This is a genomic window from Polyangiaceae bacterium, from assembly GCA_020633205.1.
GTDB lineage: Bacteria > Myxococcota_A > Polyangia > Polyangiales > Polyangiaceae > JAHBVY01.
In genome coordinates this window covers 40,993-56,724 of the sequence record JACKEB010000014.1, presented here as the reverse complement: position 1 = coordinate 56,724, position 15,732 = coordinate 40,993, and the positions used below count along the sequence as shown (strand labels likewise).

General features: G+C 64.2%; 17 protein-coding genes. 10 read left to right on the top strand and 7 right to left on the bottom strand.

All coding sequences use genetic code 11. From position 1 onward, the window contains the following. Positions 1 to 47: 47 nt before the first annotated feature. The 4 genes from H6718_20290 to H6718_20275 all read left to right on the top strand — a co-directional run bounded on the left by H6718_20290 (position 48) and on the right by H6718_20275 (position 3,581). On the top strand, positions 48 to 809 hold the full coding sequence (locus tag H6718_20290; protein ID MCB9587754.1) for a leucine-rich repeat domain-containing protein: 762 nt from the start codon (positions 48 to 50) through the stop codon (positions 807 to 809). Positions 810 to 840: 31 nt separating this feature from the next. Continuing rightward, positions 841 to 1,680, top strand: coding sequence for a thioredoxin domain-containing protein (locus H6718_20285; protein ID MCB9587753.1), 840 nt, complete (start codon positions 841 to 843; stop codon positions 1,678 to 1,680). A 150-nt stretch (positions 1,681 to 1,830) separates the two neighbouring features. Next, positions 1,831 to 2,859 carry a decaprenyl-phosphate phosphoribosyltransferase gene (locus H6718_20280; GenBank protein ID MCB9587752.1) on the top strand — a complete coding sequence of 343 codons (1,029 nt, stop codon included), beginning with the start codon at positions 1,831 to 1,833 and terminating at the stop codon, positions 2,857 to 2,859. After that, the gene (locus tag H6718_20275; GenBank protein MCB9587751.1) at positions 2,856 to 3,581 is read left to right on the top strand and encodes a CPBP family intramembrane metalloprotease; all 726 of its coding nucleotides are present in this window, start codon (positions 2,856 to 2,858) and stop codon (positions 3,579 to 3,581) included. The genes H6718_20280 and H6718_20275 overlap by 4 nt, the downstream gene beginning before the upstream one ends. On the opposite strand, the gene H6718_20270 is transcribed toward H6718_20275, so the two are convergent. Continuing rightward, positions 3,554 to 4,348, bottom strand: coding sequence for a TlyA family RNA methyltransferase (locus tag H6718_20270; GenBank protein MCB9587750.1), 795 nt, complete (start codon positions 4,346 to 4,348; stop codon positions 3,554 to 3,556). The two genes, H6718_20275 and H6718_20270, sit on opposite strands and share 28 nt — an antisense overlap. Before the next feature lie 264 nt (positions 4,349 to 4,612). Between H6718_20270 and H6718_20265 the strand changes: the two genes are divergently transcribed. Then, positions 4,613 to 5,410 (top strand): hypothetical protein, encoded by a 798-nt coding sequence (locus H6718_20265; GenBank protein ID MCB9587749.1) that lies wholly within the window; start codon positions 4,613 to 4,615, stop codon positions 5,408 to 5,410. Between the two features lie 82 nt (positions 5,411 to 5,492). Further along, positions 5,493 to 6,137 carry a hypothetical protein gene (locus H6718_20260; protein MCB9587748.1) on the top strand — a complete coding sequence of 215 codons (645 nt, stop codon included), beginning with the start codon at positions 5,493 to 5,495 and terminating at the stop codon, positions 6,135 to 6,137. Positions 6,138 to 6,216: 79 nt separating this feature from the next. On the opposite strand, the gene H6718_20255 is transcribed toward H6718_20260, so the two are convergent. The 5 genes from H6718_20255 to H6718_20235 form a co-directional block, all read right to left on the bottom strand. Continuing rightward, positions 6,217 to 6,561 (bottom strand): hypothetical protein, encoded by a 345-nt coding sequence (locus tag H6718_20255; protein ID MCB9587747.1) that lies wholly within the window; start codon positions 6,559 to 6,561, stop codon positions 6,217 to 6,219. A gap of 30 nt (positions 6,562 to 6,591) precedes the next feature. Further along, positions 6,592 to 6,996: a hypothetical protein gene (locus H6718_20250; GenBank protein ID MCB9587746.1), complete on the bottom strand. Its 405-nt coding sequence runs from the start codon at positions 6,994 to 6,996 to the stop codon at positions 6,592 to 6,594. A gap of 12 nt (positions 6,997 to 7,008) precedes the next feature. Beyond that, entirely contained in the window at positions 7,009 to 7,974 is a 966-nt protein-coding gene (locus tag H6718_20245) for an alpha/beta hydrolase (GenBank protein MCB9587745.1), read from the bottom strand. A 79-nt stretch (positions 7,975 to 8,053) separates the two neighbouring features. Beyond that, positions 8,054 to 9,046 carry an AraC family transcriptional regulator gene (locus H6718_20240; protein MCB9587744.1) on the bottom strand — a complete coding sequence of 331 codons (993 nt, stop codon included), beginning with the start codon at positions 9,044 to 9,046 and terminating at the stop codon, positions 8,054 to 8,056. Positions 9,047 to 9,060: 14 nt separating this feature from the next. After that, the gene (locus tag H6718_20235) at positions 9,061 to 9,441 is read right to left on the bottom strand and encodes a hypothetical protein (protein MCB9587743.1); all 381 of its coding nucleotides are present in this window, start codon (positions 9,439 to 9,441) and stop codon (positions 9,061 to 9,063) included. 213 nt (positions 9,442 to 9,654) lie between these two features. Here H6718_20235 and H6718_20230 point away from each other — a divergent pair, with 213 nt between their 5' ends. From H6718_20230 to H6718_20220, 3 genes are read left to right on the top strand one after another with little or no spacing between them, the layout of a single operon-like run. Beyond that, the gene (locus H6718_20230) at positions 9,655 to 10,284 is read left to right on the top strand and encodes a sigma-70 family RNA polymerase sigma factor (GenBank protein MCB9587742.1); all 630 of its coding nucleotides are present in this window, start codon (positions 9,655 to 9,657) and stop codon (positions 10,282 to 10,284) included. Further along, positions 10,281 to 11,564, top strand: a complete 1,284-nt coding sequence (locus H6718_20225) for a FecR domain-containing protein (protein MCB9587741.1) — start codon at positions 10,281 to 10,283, stop codon at positions 11,562 to 11,564. The genes H6718_20230 and H6718_20225 overlap by 4 nt, the downstream gene beginning before the upstream one ends. Further along, on the top strand, positions 11,561 to 12,637 hold the full coding sequence (locus tag H6718_20220; GenBank protein MCB9587740.1) for a hypothetical protein: 1,077 nt from the start codon (positions 11,561 to 11,563) through the stop codon (positions 12,635 to 12,637). The genes H6718_20225 and H6718_20220 overlap by 4 nt, the downstream gene beginning before the upstream one ends. Here H6718_20220 and H6718_20215 read toward each other — a convergent pair. Beyond that, positions 12,615 to 14,984, bottom strand: coding sequence for a winged helix-turn-helix domain-containing protein (locus H6718_20215; GenBank protein ID MCB9587739.1), 2,370 nt, complete (start codon positions 14,982 to 14,984; stop codon positions 12,615 to 12,617). The genes H6718_20220 and H6718_20215 overlap by 23 nt on opposite strands. 157 nt (positions 14,985 to 15,141) lie before the next feature. On the opposite strand from H6718_20215, the gene H6718_20210 reads away from it, so the two are divergent. After that, entirely contained in the window at positions 15,142 to 15,672 is a 531-nt protein-coding gene (locus H6718_20210; protein ID MCB9587738.1) for a hypothetical protein, read from the top strand. Positions 15,673 to 15,732: the final 60 nt, after the last annotated feature.

Below are 15,732 nucleotides of genomic sequence, written 5' to 3'. Positions count from 1 at the left end.
GCGCGCTCGACGCTCCCCGGGCAACTCGGGCTTGGTATGGTGCTCCCATGCGACTCCGGATCCTGCCCCTGTTGATGTTGGCCGTCGCTTGCGACGAAGCGCCCGCGGACAAGCCCGCGGCGTCCGCGTCAGTACAAGCCGCCACGGCACTGCCAAGCGCCGTTCCCACGCCGGAACCCAAGAAGGAAGAGCCACCACCGGTGGTGAAGCGCGAGTGCAAGGCTGGGAACGTCGTGGACTTCGCGGACGCCGATGTCGAGGCCGAGGTGCGCCGCAAGCTGCAGAAGGAGAAGGGCGACATCACCAAGGCGGAGCTCGGCAAGATCAAGAGCCTCAAGCTCTCGTCGAGCAGCCTGAACTCCCTCGACAACTGCATCTTCCCCCATCTGACCCATGTGCAGGGGCTGTTCTTCGGCCGAGGTAAGATCAGGGACATCGAGCCGCTGGCCGAGCTGACGACGCTGCTCGACCTGAAGCTGGCGTTCAACCCGATCACGGACATCGCAAAGCTCGAGAAGCTGACCAAGCTCGACCGCCTCGATCTAGGGCACACCCAGATCCGCGACCTGAAGCCTCTCGAGAAGCTCACGGAGATCACCGATCTGCAGCTCGACGACACTCCCGTCGACGACCTGACACCCCTGGCCAAGCTGACGAAGCTCGAGAAGCTGTCGATTCAGCGCACGCGGGTAAAAGATCTGAAGCCGCTGAAAGAACTGAAGAGCCTGAAGTTCGTCTACATCAACGGCGCGCCGGTGGATGAACCCTTCGTGATCATGCGTCCGGGCCTAAAGGTGGTCGATCAGTAGTCGACTCGTCCGTAGAGCAACCTAGGTCTTCATGGCAAAGTCGAGTTCTCGTCTTCAGTCGTTTCCGCAAGGTTTTGGGGTCGCGGTGCTGCTCGCAGGCTTGCTTGCCTGCAAGAACGCCCAGAAACCCGAAGACCTAGGCCCAGACCCAGGCAGCTTGCCGCAGGGCACTGTTCCCGTCGGCACCGCTCCCCTCGGGACCACGCCTGTCGCAGCGCCGCTCGTGCCCGCCGTCGCGGCGCCTACGAGCCACGCGACCGCTTGCATTCCGATCACCGCTGAAGACACCACGACTGGCAGCGGCAATGCCCTCGTAACCCTGGTGGAGTTCACGGACCTGCAGTGTCCGTTCTGCTCTCGCGCCCAGAAGACGCTGGAGACCTTGCGCACCAACTACAACGAGAACGAGTTGCGGATCGTGGTCAAGCACAACCCGCTGCCGTTCCACAAGCAAGCGCGGGACGCAGCGCTCGCAGCCCAGGCCGTACAGCAGACCAGTGGGTCAGCGGTCGCGATGAAGTTCATCGGTCTGGTCATGAGCAACCAATCGGAGCTGCCGTCCACGGACTTCGCGCCCTGGGTGCTACAAGCAGGCGGAGACACCGAACAGTTCCGCACGGCAAAGCTCTCAACCGCGGTGAGCGCCAAGGTCGACGCGGACATCCAACAGGCCAAGGCCCTCAGTGCGAACGGTACACCGGCGTTCTTCATCAACGGCGCGAAGCTCAGTGGCGCGCAGCCCTACGAGAAGTTTCAGTCGGCCATCGAGGCGGAGATCAAGGAGACCCAGAAGCTGAAGGGAACGGGCACCGCCCCGGATCAGCTCTACGTAGCGCGCTGTCGGGAGAACCTGGGGACCGACACCAAGTAGCCGCCCAGCCCCAGAGCTGCGCGCAAATCTCCTGTATTTTTCGCCAGATCGACGGACCGCACTGGGACCATGTCACCCAATCTGAGTGACGAAAAGGCGTTGCCTGGTGGGATTTGCGCTATAGGCCCGGGGCTCATGGGCGAAGCCAGCATGGAGCGCATCGAGGTCACCGCTGAAGCCGCAGAAGGCCAGAGCCGGCCTGCGTCCACGCAAGGCCCTGACAACGCAGACTCGCCGTTCGTGGAGCCGTCCGCTGGAGCGATGGAAAAAGAGACTGAGCAAGGATTCGTGTGGCGCCTCGGCGGTGTGATCAAGACGCTCCGTCCACACCAATGGGTGAAGAACGCCTTCGTGGTGGCACCCGTGGTGTTCGCTAGAGAGATCTTCGACCCGGCCCTGCTCACCCGAGCGGCCAGCGCGTTTGGCGTGTTCTGCTTGTTGGCTGGCGCCGTCTACACGATGAACGACGTGGTGGACGTGACGGCGGACCGGGTGCACCCGGTGAAGCGTTACCGTCCAATCCCTTCCGGCCGCGTGCCGCTGCCCCTCGCGAAGGTGCTCGCGGCGGTGCTGGTCGTGCTGGCGCTTGGCTCGGCGCTCCTGATCAACGTCGGCTTCTTCGCGGTCGCTGCGCTCTACTTCCTGCAGAACCTGGCGTACTCGTTCAAGCTGAAGAAGGTCCCCTACCTCGATGTCAGCCTGATCGCCCTCGGGTTCGTGTTGCGGGTGGAGGCAGGCGGTTTCGCCACGCACATCTCGGTCTCTCGCTATCTGATCGCGTGTACTGCGCTGTTGGCGCTGTTTCTTGGCTTCGGTAAGCGTCGTCACGAGCTGGCGGCCGCAGCCGCTGACGTGGGCAAGACGCGCGCATCCCTCGAGCGCTACACGGCGGGTGGCCTAGACACCGCTTTGGTCGTCACAGCGGTCGCGACGATTGGCGTGTACCTGGCGTACACGCTGGATCCTTCCACTCGAGCATTTTTCCACACGGATTATCTCTGGCCCACGACGGCTTTCGTTGTCGCTGGCGTGCTGCGCTTCTTGCAGCTGGTGCGCAGCCGCCCGAAGGCTGAGAGCCCCACCCAGGAGATGCTTCGCGACGGCCCGTTCGTCGGCATCGTGCTGTTGTGGATCGGCCTGGTGCTCTGGATCGTCTACAACCTGCGGCCCGGGGGATGACCGACGTCGAGCAAGCGCCGCTACCGGCGCCGCAACCGGCGGCGCTGACCAAGACGGGTCCGATCACCGACTTGGTGCTGACGCTGCCGATCTTCTTGCTCTACCACCTGGGGGTGGTCTTTCTGCCGGTGCGCAACGCGGCAGACATGGTCACGCGGGAGCTGATGAGCCTCGCGGACAACAGCTTGCTCGCGTACTCCGGGCTGACCCTGGGCATCGGCGCGGTGTATGTCGCGGTGCTCTTGGTGTTCCGCAAACGCGGCGCCATGCAGTGGCAGCGCTTCGCTTGGGTCGCCGCAGAAGGCGTCCTGTACGCGGTGGCCATGCGCCTCATCGCAGGCTGGGTGGTCGGAGAAATCTTCCTGGGCGGTGTGTCCGGCGGCCCCTTCCAAGGCCTGGTGATGAGCCTTGGAGCGGGTTTCTACGAGGAAATTGCGTTCCGGGTGATCCTCTACGGCCTCGGGCTGAAGCTGTTGTTAGCGTTTTTGCCGGCGCCACTCCCCTTCAAGAAGCTGTGGTTCACCCTGGGCTGGGCGCTGGTCGCCTCGATGATCTTCAGCGGCTGGCACTACGTGGGGGCGCTTGGCGATCCATTCGACCCCAAGAGCTTTGTTTTCCGCACGGTTTGCGGCTTGGTGTTCACCGCCATCTATCACGTGCGCGGCTTTGCACCTGCCGTCTGGACCCACGCACTCTACGACATCTGGGTGTTGGTGTTCTGAGACTCGGCAGGCTCTGGGTTTGGGGGAGAGGTCAGCTGGGCCAAGACGAAGCACTCCAGGTTGCCCTTGGGACCCGGCAGCGTCGAGTCCGCCTCTGCCAAAAGCTCGAAGCCAACCGCTTCGAGCTGTGCCTTCACACCATCGATAGCCGCGGCGCGTAGCTTCGGATCACGAATCACACCCTTGAAGCGCCTCGCGACGTCTCGACCAACCTCGAACTGGGGCTTGATCATCGCCACCAGATGGCCTTCGACACGCAACGTCGCCGCAAGCGCAGCCGCGAGCTTCCCAATACCGATGAAGCTCGCGTCGACGACCACCAGGTCAATTGGCTCCGCGAAGTCTTTTGCCGCGAGGAACCGCGCGTTGGTCTTGTCGCGCACCTCGACTCGCGAATCTTGCACGAGCTTGGCGGCGAGCTGACCCTGTCCCACGTCAACGGCGTACACCTTCGAGACGCCCCGTTGCAGCAGGCAGTCGGTAAAGCCACCCGTCGACGCCCCGACGTCCACGCACGTGGTGCCAGCCAACGTCAGTCGGTCAGCAAACACCTCGAGCGCACCTTCGAGCTTGTGGCCCCCCCGGGACACGAAGCGATCGACGCCCCGCACCGTAAGGGGCGCGTCTTCCGCGAGCTGAGTGCCGGGCTTGTCGACGCGGGTGTCCCCCATGAAGACCTGGCCAGCCATCACCAGCGCCTGCGCCTTCGAGCGGCTTTCGCACAAGCCTCGCTCCACCAAGAGCAAATCTGCCCGCTTCTTCAACAACTTAGCTGCCTCAAGCTGAGAATATGGCACTTCGTGTAGCACACCAGCTTGGCCCGCTGAGTGCCCGATATAGCTAGTGTTTTCAGTGGTTTAACCAAACTGATTTGGCGCGGAAACGCCTTGTTTCTTGCCTGTATCACGGAAGGTTAGCAACCATGCGACGTAGCAGACTCGGGCTCCCCACAGGACGAACGTCTGGCCAGGCTGAGTTGGACTGGTTTCGGACGCTGGGAGAGGTAGGGGCGCCCACTCACGGAGGATAAAATGCAGAAGACTGCACGTTTGGGGATGGCGGGAGTAGTTGCTGCGGCGACTTTGATGTTCGCGGGTAGCGCATTCGCTCAGGAAGCGAGCGCAAGTGGCCAGGCCGGCATGACCCTGCCAGGCACTCCCGGCGCCTCGGCCACGACCGGTGGTTCCGATCACGCCACGATGTCAGAGCACATCGGTGTTGGCTACTTGGGGCGTCGGAGCATTCCGATTGCTGCCGATGGAGGTGGTGGCACCTTTGATGTGAACGGAGCGAGTGTTCAGGCACCGGTGATCGGCGTTCGCTACTGGCTGGATCCCAGCCTTGGAATCGATGCGGGGTTGGGATTCGTCAGCACCGGCGGCACCACCACGACGGACAACGGCAACACCAGCCAAGACCTTGACGATCAGGGAGCCACCGGCTTCCTGCTTCACGCCGGCGTACCGCTCAACCTGGCGGACGACGGGCACTTCAGCTTCCAAATCGTGCCGGAACTGAACGTGGGCTTCGCCAATTCCACCATCTCAGCACTCCCTGGTTCAGGTCAGCCGGATGTGAAGTTGAGCGGTTTTGGTCTGGATATTGGTGCGCGGGCTGGCGCGGAGATCCACTTCGGCTTCATCGGCATTCCGCAGCTCAGCCTCCAAGGCAGCGTCGGCTTGCTGTTTGCCATGGAGAGCCGCAAGGCCACCGTGGACTCCACGCCGGAGCAGTCGGTGAAGCACTCCACCACCGCGATTGGCACCACCGTCGGCGACAACCCGTGGAACATCTTCACGAGTAACGTCGCGGCGATGTACTACTTCTGAGATTGCGACCTGATCGTCGCCGGGATGCCGCAGCTAGCGAGCGTCCCGGCGTCGTGACAGACTCTTAAGCCTTGGAGGGAGCATGGTGCGCAACATCAAGTGGGGGATGATAGCCGTAGGTGCGCTGATGTGGGCGTGCGCAACTGACGGCCAAGGAGACCCAGGCGGTGCGCTGGGGAACGAAAGCCCGTTCAACAACGGCAGCGAGCAGCCCGGAGGCGGCGCTACTGAGAAGCCGACGAACTCCGCGACAGAGACCCCGTCCAGCTGCAACCTCACGGCCGCAGACGCGCTCGATATCCTGAGCAGCATGTGCGATCGCGCCGAGCAGTGCGGATGGAACGACGCGACCCAGGATCCACCGATTCAAGACGGAACCCAGCAACTGAACCTGGATCCACAGGGCATCGCCTTGCAGCTCTCAAGCAACATCTTGAGCCTGCCCTCGCTACGTGGCGAGAGCGACGCGACCAACTTCTTTGGTGATAGCTGCGAGTCGACGGATATCTGCGAAACGCACCCCGTCGAGTGCGGTATCACGATGACCGAGATCAACGGACAGCAGCTCTGCATCGGCACGCTGATGGCCTGTTTACAGGACATCGTGAACATGCTGCCCTGCACCGGAGACCCGCTCGAGTCACTCGGAGACTTCACGCTGCCCGCGTCCTGTGAGTTCTTCAACTACGAAGCGCCACCGGTGGACGACGGGAACAACCAGGGCTGAGTCATCGCCTCGAAAACCTCGGAGTTCGACTCTGAGAGAAAAGAGCCCGCGCTGGTCGCGGGCTCGACGCTTTTTGTCTCTATGGTTTCCGCACGGGTATCAAGAACGCCAAGATGAGCGCTCCAGCGGCGAGCCACCCGTTGAAGAAGGTTCCAGCGAAGCCGACCTCAGCGCACGCGCGCCCCTGAAGTTCGAGCGGCGAACCAGGGCTCGCACCCGTCGAATGCTTTAGCGCCCAGATGATGAAGCCGGCGACGATCGGCAGGCATGCCACTCCGAGCGCCACGGCTCCCAGCCGCCGGCGCCCGGCGCGACCTTTGACTGCCCAGACCATGGCGTAACCACCACAGACCATGCCAAGGACCATCAGCACGCTGATGGCAAGCGACGGCCAACCACAGTCCTGAATCGCGCTGTCACTCACTGCGGCCCCGATCTCACTGCGGCTTCGATCTCACTGCGGCTCTGGTCGGTTCCCTGGGGGAATCACGAAGCTCAGGCCAAGGGAGATCGTTCCAGCCAGCAACGGGAGCGCCCCACAAACCAGTCCCACCCAGACCGCCTGCTCCGCTTCGTAGTAACCCTGCTCACGAATGCGTGCCTTCGCGGACGGCTCGACCGCGTCACTCTCCAGCACCTCATCCACCAGTGCCCGACCGCGATACATTCCGAACGCGCCGAGGCCCGGTGCCAGCATCCCGAAGCAGAGCACGAAGATCGCAAACATGCGTCCTGCGCGCTGGCGAGCGATGACGAGGGTCACCCCAACCAGGCTGATCGGGATCGCCAAGATCAAGAGCAGCACGCAGAACCAGGCGGTCCAGCCGGCCATCTGAAACGTGTGCCATACGCCCGCCATGCGCTTCGCAGACTAACATCGAGCCAGCGAATCCACATCGCGGCGAGCTGCGATATCGCTCAGGAACTGCAGCACGGCATCTTGCATCTGCTGGGTGCCGGGCTGCTCTGTCGGCATATGGCTCGCGCCTTCGAGCACCACGAAGCGTTTTTCACCCGGGAGTCGCGCGAAGAAGCGCCGCGAGTGGGCGATGTTGGTCATGCGATCTTCACCTGGGTGCACCACGAGCACCGGACATCGGTCGAAGGCTTCAGGCTCCACATCGGGGACCGCCTGCATCAGGCTCCTGAGGAAGCGCGCCGGCACCCAGTTGCCGCCACCGAGTCGGTCGCGACTGCATAACGCCGAAAGCTCGGGAATGTTCGAGATGGCGTGCATCTTGGACATCTGGGCCATTGGCAGCGGGAGGTTATCCGTCAAGAACGCCAAGCGCTCCAGCAACTTAATCCCTACGGAACCAAGCAGCGGCGTGCGCGCGAAGTCGCGGCGCACCGCGTCCTCACGGGTGTCCGCCAGGGTGCTGGCGATGAGCCCCGCTACGCGCCCCGAACGCGCCGCGGCTTGATACGCGAGGAGCCCGCCAAGGCTGACCCCAAACAGCACGATCGGGCGCGAGTCCCGTCGCTGCTCTTCGGCGATCAAGTCGACGACGCAGTCGATCCACAGCTGATAGTCGAAGCGCCGCCAGGGAACCTGGGTGAGCCCGTAGCCCGGCAAGTCCGGTGCCACCGTCTCGTAGCCATGGCGCTGGGCGAGCACTGCCGCTGGCGCCATCACGCGGCCGTACGCCCCTGCTCCGTGGAGCACGATCGCCTTGAGCGGCGCGTTCGGATTCGCAAGCCGGTCGAGGTGCACCTCGAGGCCATTCCAGTGCCACCAGGATTCTTCCGGTGCGCTCTCCTCGTCGCAGCGCATTGCCTCAGGGAAAAATGGCTGGTAGCGGAGCCAAGCGGTTTGGCAACGGTAGCTCGGGGTCATCAGCCATTCATGGCTCCCCTCACCCCCAAATGCAGTGACCCTGGGCGACACTGCGTTGACTTCAGCTGCGGCGTTGACTTCAGCTGCGCGCGCGGCTCTCGAGGGGGGAGACGCCGGTCCAGCGCTTGAAGGCGCGGAAGAACGCGCTCGGTTCCGAGAAACCGAGCAGGAACGAAATCTCGGCGGCGCTGAGACCTGAGTCGAGGTAGCGCTTGGCCAGCCCGCTGCGCACTTCGTCACGCAGCTCTTTGAAGCCGTGGCCTTCCTCTTTGAGGCGGCGCTGCAGGCTGCGCGCCGTGAGGCCGAGCTCGGAGGCGACGTCTTCGATGCTGCTTTGACTGTTGCGAAGGCCCCGTTGAAGCGCGCTCCGCACCTGCTCGGCCAATAGTGAGCCGGTGGGCAGCGCGCCCTGCAAGTCCGCCGCGTGGCGGCTCAAGATCTCGAGCAGCGCGGGATCCGTCGTCTTGAGGGAAAACCCGAGCGCCTCGCTCGGCAACACGAGCTGCGTGTATTGGGCGCCGAACTTGACCGGCGCGGCGAAGAAGTCCTCGTACACCTTTGCTTCCCCGAGGCAATGATGCTGAAAGTCGACACGCACGGCCCGCAGGGTAGGCCCGTCGAGCAACTCTTGAGCGCGGCGCATCAAGAGCGCAAAACACAGCTCATGAGACGCCGGGGCTGGCACTGGGCTCTCCCGCAACACGCGCAGCTCGGCGACGCCAGCGCTCTCGAGCAAGCCAACCTCGACGGCGTCGTCCAGCAGGTTCAAGTAGCGCACCCACTGACGCAAGGCATCGCCTAGGGAGTTGGCGCTGCGGCACACGTACTCGACGACGCCGAACGTTCCCGCGGGGATCTGGTCTGCCAACCACAGCGCGAGGGTTGGTCGCTCGCTTAGCGCGACGGCGCTGTCCCAGGCCGCCGCAAACTGCGCGGGCCCAATGCGCGCGTCCGGCGCCAAGAGTTGCTCCGGAGCAAGCTCACACGCCTTCCAGAAGCTACTGGTGCGTGCCTCGTCTCCACCTAGAGCCAAGAGCAGCGGTTGAACGAGCAGACAACTGATCCCCGACACCAGGCCAGCATAGGCTAGAGGAGACTCCACACGACGATCCAAGCGGTGCCGCCCATCACCGCAAACGCGGCGCTCAGCCAAGCGGCGCGGTCGATGCCTTGACGCTTGATCAGCGGAACAGAGATCGACGCCAAGTCTCCGGCGTCCATCGCGGCATTGAACAGGAACACTGGCGCCGCGAGGGCTGGCTGCGCGACGGCGTAAAAGGCGAGCACCCCGAGGCCCATGTCGCGCACCCCAAACATCCGCGCCATGAGGCGCGCCGTTGGCGTGTCGTGAGCAGCCGGAAAGCCGAGCAGGCGGGATGTCACCCCGGCAGCAAACAACGGCGCTGCCCCAATCAGGAGTCGCATCACACCCATCCCAATCACCACGTAACCGAGCCAAGCCGTCACTTCGCCTCCCGCGCGTTGAGCCTGAACAAACCGGAGGCGGTGGAAGATCCGCCGGCTCCGCCCCAGGATCTGAGCCTGGGTAGGCCGCCCCACCAGTGACCACGCGCGACATTCCGCTGACGCTGGGCGCCGCGCCAGCTCATTGGCATCCGGAAGAAACTCCAGAATGCTGAGCCGTGGAGGCCCCTAGCGGCCATTTCAAAGCGAAGATCCATGCCCGCCCCGGTTCACCGACTCCAGCCCGCGCCGAGCGCTCTCGCCATTTTGGACGAGAGCGCCGAGCTCGAGCAGTTGGTGCGGGGCCTACAGTCGGGGAAAGCCTGGGCCCAGCGGGCGCTGCTCGAGGACCACGGCGCCTACGTGGAGCGGGTGCTGACGCGCATCCTGGGGCGCCACTCGGAGCTTGAGGATCTGGTGCAGGAAGTGTTTATCCGGGCGCTTTGCCGCGTGGATCAAATCGAGGAGCCGAGCGGCCTCCGGAGTTGGCTCGCGGCGTTTGCGGTGTTCGTCGCTCGCGAGGCGTTGCGCAAGCGGCGGCGCCGGAGTTGGCTGTTGTTCAGTGCCCCAGAAGAGCTCCCAGAACCGCCCGCTCCAACGGCGTCGCCGGAACTCTTGAACGCCTACCACGCGTTCTACGATGTGCTGGGCAAGCTCGACGTGGACCTTCGCATCGCCTTCGCCCTGCGGTGGGTAGAGGGAATGGAACTCACAGAGGTCGCCGCGCTGACCGATGTGTCCCTCGCCACCGCCAAGCGACGCCTCAAATCCGCGCGGGAACGCTTCGTGGTGCTGGCCGCCACGAATCCTTTCCTTCAGGATTGGTTGGGGGGGAGGGAGTCATGAGCGGCGATCTCCAAGAGCTGTCTCGGCAGATCCGCGAGCTGCAAGACGCGGAAGCCGACGCGCGGGAGCAACCCAGCGTCGAGCAGCGCATGGCGAGCATCCACGAAAAGCTAGGGCGCCGCAGCCAGGAGCGGCGCACCGCGGCGCGTGCTGAATACGCAAAGAATTTCCTCGCGGGCGCGCTGGGCGCGGCCGCGGCAGTGCTCGTCTCTTGGTTCTTCATGCGCGAGGTGCCGCTATCAGCAGCCGTCGATGGCGAGGCGGTCACAGCAGGCGCTTGGATCGCCAGCGCAGAGCAAAACAAGGCGCTCGCCTTCTCTGACGGGAGTCGTCTCACACTTCAAGCGAACGCTCGAGGCCGCGTAATCACCTTCGGCGAACACGGTGCAGACTTCGCATTGGAGTCTGGCACGCTCCACGCAGAAGTGGTTCCCCGCGAAAACAATCACTGGGTGATCGCTGCTGGCCCGTTCGAGGTACTCGTCACCGGAACGGAGTTCGACGCAACTTGGGATGCCAAAGCAGAAGCGCTGAGCGTAAACATGCGCCATGGCTCAGTCCGCATCAGCGGCAGTTGCCTGAGCGAGCCCCGCGCACTCAGCGGACAAGAGAGCGGCAGCTTCAGTTGCGCGCCGCAACGGGTGTCCGAGGCATCGGACACCAGCGCTGGGAGCGCCGCACCCAAGCCGGCCGCTGCGGTCGCCAAGACGGAGAACGCGGTCCCCAGGGCGGCGAGTGGACAAGAAGCGCCCCCTCAGAGCAAGAGCGCCACCGCTACGGCACCCAGCGCCAGCGCGCCTGCCGCAGCAGTAACGGAGGAAGACTGGCAAGCACTCGCCCGCGCCGGCCGCTTCAAGCCCGCGTTGGCCGCAGCTGAAGCGAGCGGCTTCTCCAGCCTGTGCACCAGCCTCGGGGCCGACCAGGTGCTCGAGCTCGGCAACGTCGCGCGTTTGGCGGGCAACCCCTCACGCGCCAGCGAGGCCTATCTATCCGCACGGCAACGTTTCGGCGGTTCGAACGCAGCGGCCACCGCCGCCTTCCAGCTGGGCCGTCTGGCGTTCGATGGCGCGCGCGACTACAGCAGCGCGCGTCGTTGGTTCGGCGCCTACCTGAGCGAGCGCCCCGGCGGCGGCCTTGCGCAGGAGGCATTGGGGCGCCTGATGGAGAGCGAACACCGCCAGGGTGACCAGACGAACGCGGCAGCGCACGCCGCGCAATACTTGAAGCGCTTCCCCGGTGGACCGCACGCCGGCTTGGCCCGTAGTATCGGCGGAGAATGACCCGAGGGCGTTCAAGGCTTTCGCTGACTGTAACTCGGTTGGCGCTGGTTGCTCTGGCCTGGCTCTGGATTTCTGAAGGCGCGGCTTACGCCGCGAGCATTCGCTTCATCGCGGAATCAGACACCGGCTTCGAACGCCGTCTCGCCGCGGAGATCGAGAGCGTCGGCTTCGAAGTGGAGAAGCCTGAGAGCCCCGAGACGCAATTACCAGAGCAAACCGCGGCGGTCGTCTACGTGCGCAACGATCCCCCTCAGGTGGAACTCTGGCTACTCGGAGAGAGCGGCAAGTTCGAGCTCTCCAGCGTGGTGCGGGATGACGCGAAGACCGCAGACGAAGACGCCGACACCGCCACGCTGCGCATCGCCGAGCGTCTGCGCGCGCTACTGCAACCGGTCTACGTGCAAGCGAAAGCAGCGGAGGCAGCGGCACAGCAGGCCGCTGCTCAAGGCCCCCCAGCGCCGAGCAATCCACCTCTTGTGAGCGTTCCTCAAGAGCCGCCTTCGCCACCTCGAAACACAGCACCCCCTCGAGCGGGCGCACCAGAACCCGCGCGCCCGCGTAACGAACGTCGTTTCTTCGCGGCAATGGGCATCGGTCTCGGACAACACGCGAGTGACGTAGTGCCTCAGGGGACGCTGGCGTTCGACTATCGTGCCCTGCCCAGTCTGGGACTCGGAGCGCTAGCGGTGCTGCCCCTCGCCAAAGCCACGATCTCCGATGGCGGCGACCAAGCCCAACTCGAGGCGTGGATGGCTGGCCTGCACAGCTACGCAAGGGTGTTCCCGCTCGAGAAGGTCGAGCTCCAGCTCGGTGCGGGCGTGTTGGCGGCCTACGTGAGAGCCGAGGGAGACGCGCAGTCGCCCCGCTTTGGCCGCAGTGTCGACGGGCTGCGCTGGGTGCCGTTCTTGGAAGGGGCAGCCGCGTATGCACTCACTGAAGCGTGGCTGGTGCGAGGCGCCGGGGCCATCGGCTTGGGTCTGCCGGACACGCCCATCGCGTTCGCTGGAGAAGAGGTCGCGGAGTGGGGAAAGCCGTGGATACTGACCCAGCTCAGCCTGGGCTATGCTTGGTAGCATTTCCTCCCGGTAATACTCTGTGGTCACTCTGCACCAAGCTAAGTCGTTGACCGAGGCGTCCAAAGGCCGTGCGCGGCCCCTGAGTGAGCAGACCTCGGTAGTGCTCCAGGTCAACCAGAGCATCCACGAGCCGACGCTGACCCAAGAAAGTCTCGACCCGCTTCAGGACCGCGTCTGCTTCCGGGGATGCCCCGAGCGCGCGCTGCAGCATCGCCAGGCGCGCCTCGACGTAGTGCTGATAGGTCGGGTCGACTTCCTCCAGGATCTCCCGAGCCGCGAGCAAGTGTTGCTCTGCATCTACCAAGTGCCCGCGCTCGAGTGAAATGGCTCCGAGCGCGGCGCGCGCAAAGCCGATGAAGCGCCGATTCCCAACCCGGTCGTGCTCCGCCAGCGCTTCCCGCTGTAGTGATTCGGCTCGATCCAGGTCCCCCATGAGATGCAGCGCAAACCCGAGGTTCGACTGGGAGTACATCTGCCGTGCAGGATCTCCGAGCTGCTTGAACAACATGCCTGCACGCTCCAGACAGCGTGCTGCCTCGACCAGGTCCGAATCGAGGCACAAGTTCCCAAGGTCCGTCAGGATCGTGCCGCACAAGGCATCGTCGCCCGCAGCCTCCGCGGCAACGTAGGCCCGCTGGAGCTGATTTCGCGCCTTTCTGGACTCGCCCCCTTCGAGTGCGAGCACTCCCAGCTGACGCAGTACCCTCGGCGCCAGTTGGCTGTTTCCCTGGAGCAAGGGATTTCGCAGCAGTTGCTCGGATCCGCGAGGATCAGTCTGTCGCCGAACGTCCGCCTCCGCGACCAACGTCAAGGCTTGAAGCTCCGACGGCATTTCCGACCGTGACCGCCCAAGCACGGCCAGGGCCTCTTCGTGGCGCCCCAGGACGCTGAGCGAGCGCGCTAGCTCGAGCTGCGCGAGGTGGCGCTCCTTCTCCCCAAGCAGATCCACCGACGCTGCCACCAGCGTGGTGCGCTCGAGGGCTGACTCGACGCTGCGGGCGAGAGCGAACGCAAGCTGCGCGCGCAACGTGCCCGAGAGCCGTCCCATCGCGAGACGCAGCTCCGCTGAGTTCGCTCTTGATTCGAGCACAACTCGCGCATGGGTCGTAGCGATCCCCCCCCACTTGTTTCCGCGGTGATATTGATTGGCGAGGTGGGAGAGTAGCGGTGGCCACACCACGAAACCCGACGCGTTTGCAGCGCGCTCGACGAGCGCCGAATCCACCAATTGTGCGACCAGTTCGCCCCCGACGCCCATCGAGCGGCCGAGCTCGAGGTCCCAGGGTCCCGCAAAGGCAGACAGCCGAAGCAACGCGTCGCGTTCCCCCTCGAGCAGCCCGCTCCATAGTTCCTCGAGGAGCTGGTGCCGCTCGCCACCCGACGCGTTGGAAGGGCCGACCAACGCGGAAACCTCTGCACAGGTCAGGGCCGTAAGGCTGTGCACGAGCTGATTCAGCGCCTGCATCCAGCCCCCACATGCACGAACCAAAGGGGCTACTTCTTCATTCCTTGCGGCAACGTCGAGCCGAGAAAGCTTCTGCGAGACGTAGTCCAACCCAGAGGAGAAGCTCAGCGGCTTGACCCGAACGTGCTGCGCGGCTTCTAGGTCGAGAGTTCGCCGACTCGTCACCAGCCGGGTCAGCCTAGGGTTGCTCTCACCCCAGGAAGAGAGGTGATGAAGCTCAGGATCCAACGCGCTCAGATTGTCCAGCCACACCACGCCACTGGGCAAACGCGCGATCGCGCTTTCGACCGCGTTTGGCTCACACTCAAGCGTCCGGCACAGGGCGTTGCGAAGGCCGGATCGGTGGCGCAGGTCACAACCCATGACGGGATTGGGCAAGCGCCGCGTCACTTCGCGCAGCACTCGCGACGTCCCTACTCGCGGGACCCCATGAACCACTAGCAAGCTTCCGGGACGACACGCGTCGAGCAGCTCCGCGATCAGACTGTCCCGACCAACCGCCAGATTGCCGTCACTCCCCGTTCTTGAAGAATCGGATGAGTGCCAGCGGTAGCCAACACCTTGCACCGTCAAGATGTGAAGCGGCTCGGCGGGATCGCGTTCGAGCTTCTTGCGCAGACGAGCAACCACGTTATCCGCCGCGCGCGTGAGGACCTGGGGAGCGTTCCCCAGCACGTCGACATTGATCTCCTGACGGGAGACGACTCCCTCCGCCTGAACCAGGCGCAGCAACACGTCGACCTCATTCTGGGTCAGCCGCACTCGCCGCTCACCCCGGAACACCAAGCGACTGGCCCCGTCTACGTATCCATCAATCAGGGAGATACGCAGGGTCATGAACGGAGAGTCTAGCTCCGCTCCAAAGCCGATTTGCGACATGTTGCGACGAGTCTTCGGGCACCTCCGAAGCTAGCGTTTCGCGGCCGAGTTCGCGCCGCCTGGGCGAACCGGCAGCCATCGGTGTTCGCGCCTTGGAGCGCGACTTTTCGCTGATTCGCGCCTCCGAGGCGCGAATTGGAGCATTCGGGAGAAGAGGATGAAAAAGCTCAACACATTACTGATCGCAGCATGCTGCGTCGTCGCATGCAACAAGCCCGAGGGTGAGCCCGCCGGCTCGGAGACCAAAGCTGCAGCCAGCCAGCCGCCCGCCGCCGCCGGCCCAAACGTCAGTCTCGAGGTCGTCGCCCCGTTTGCCAGCAAGGAACCAATCAAGATCAGCGGTACCCAGGCATTCGCGTTTCCAGGCACCAATGTGCTCGCATTTGTCGACGCGAAGGCCGCAGCCAGCTGCGACAAGCTGCCCTACAAGTTTGGGGGGGACATGGGGTCAGGCTTCGCCGTGGAGCTTCGGGTGTGGGACAATCCCGGGACGACTGAAGCGATCACACCTGGCTACACCATCTACTATCCGCTGAACGGACGCACCACCAACAGCGGCAACTCGAGTTCCAAGCTGGAAGTGAAGTTCAGCGAGATGAACGATGACGTCTGGGTGGGCACGGTCAGCGGTGTGATGACCGCCAACGACAAGATGACCGGCAGCTTCGTCGCGAAGGTCTGCAAGTAGCGATCGCTGGTGAGCCGTCTCGGCGCCCGGCGGCCATTCAGGGGTATGACGACGACTTAC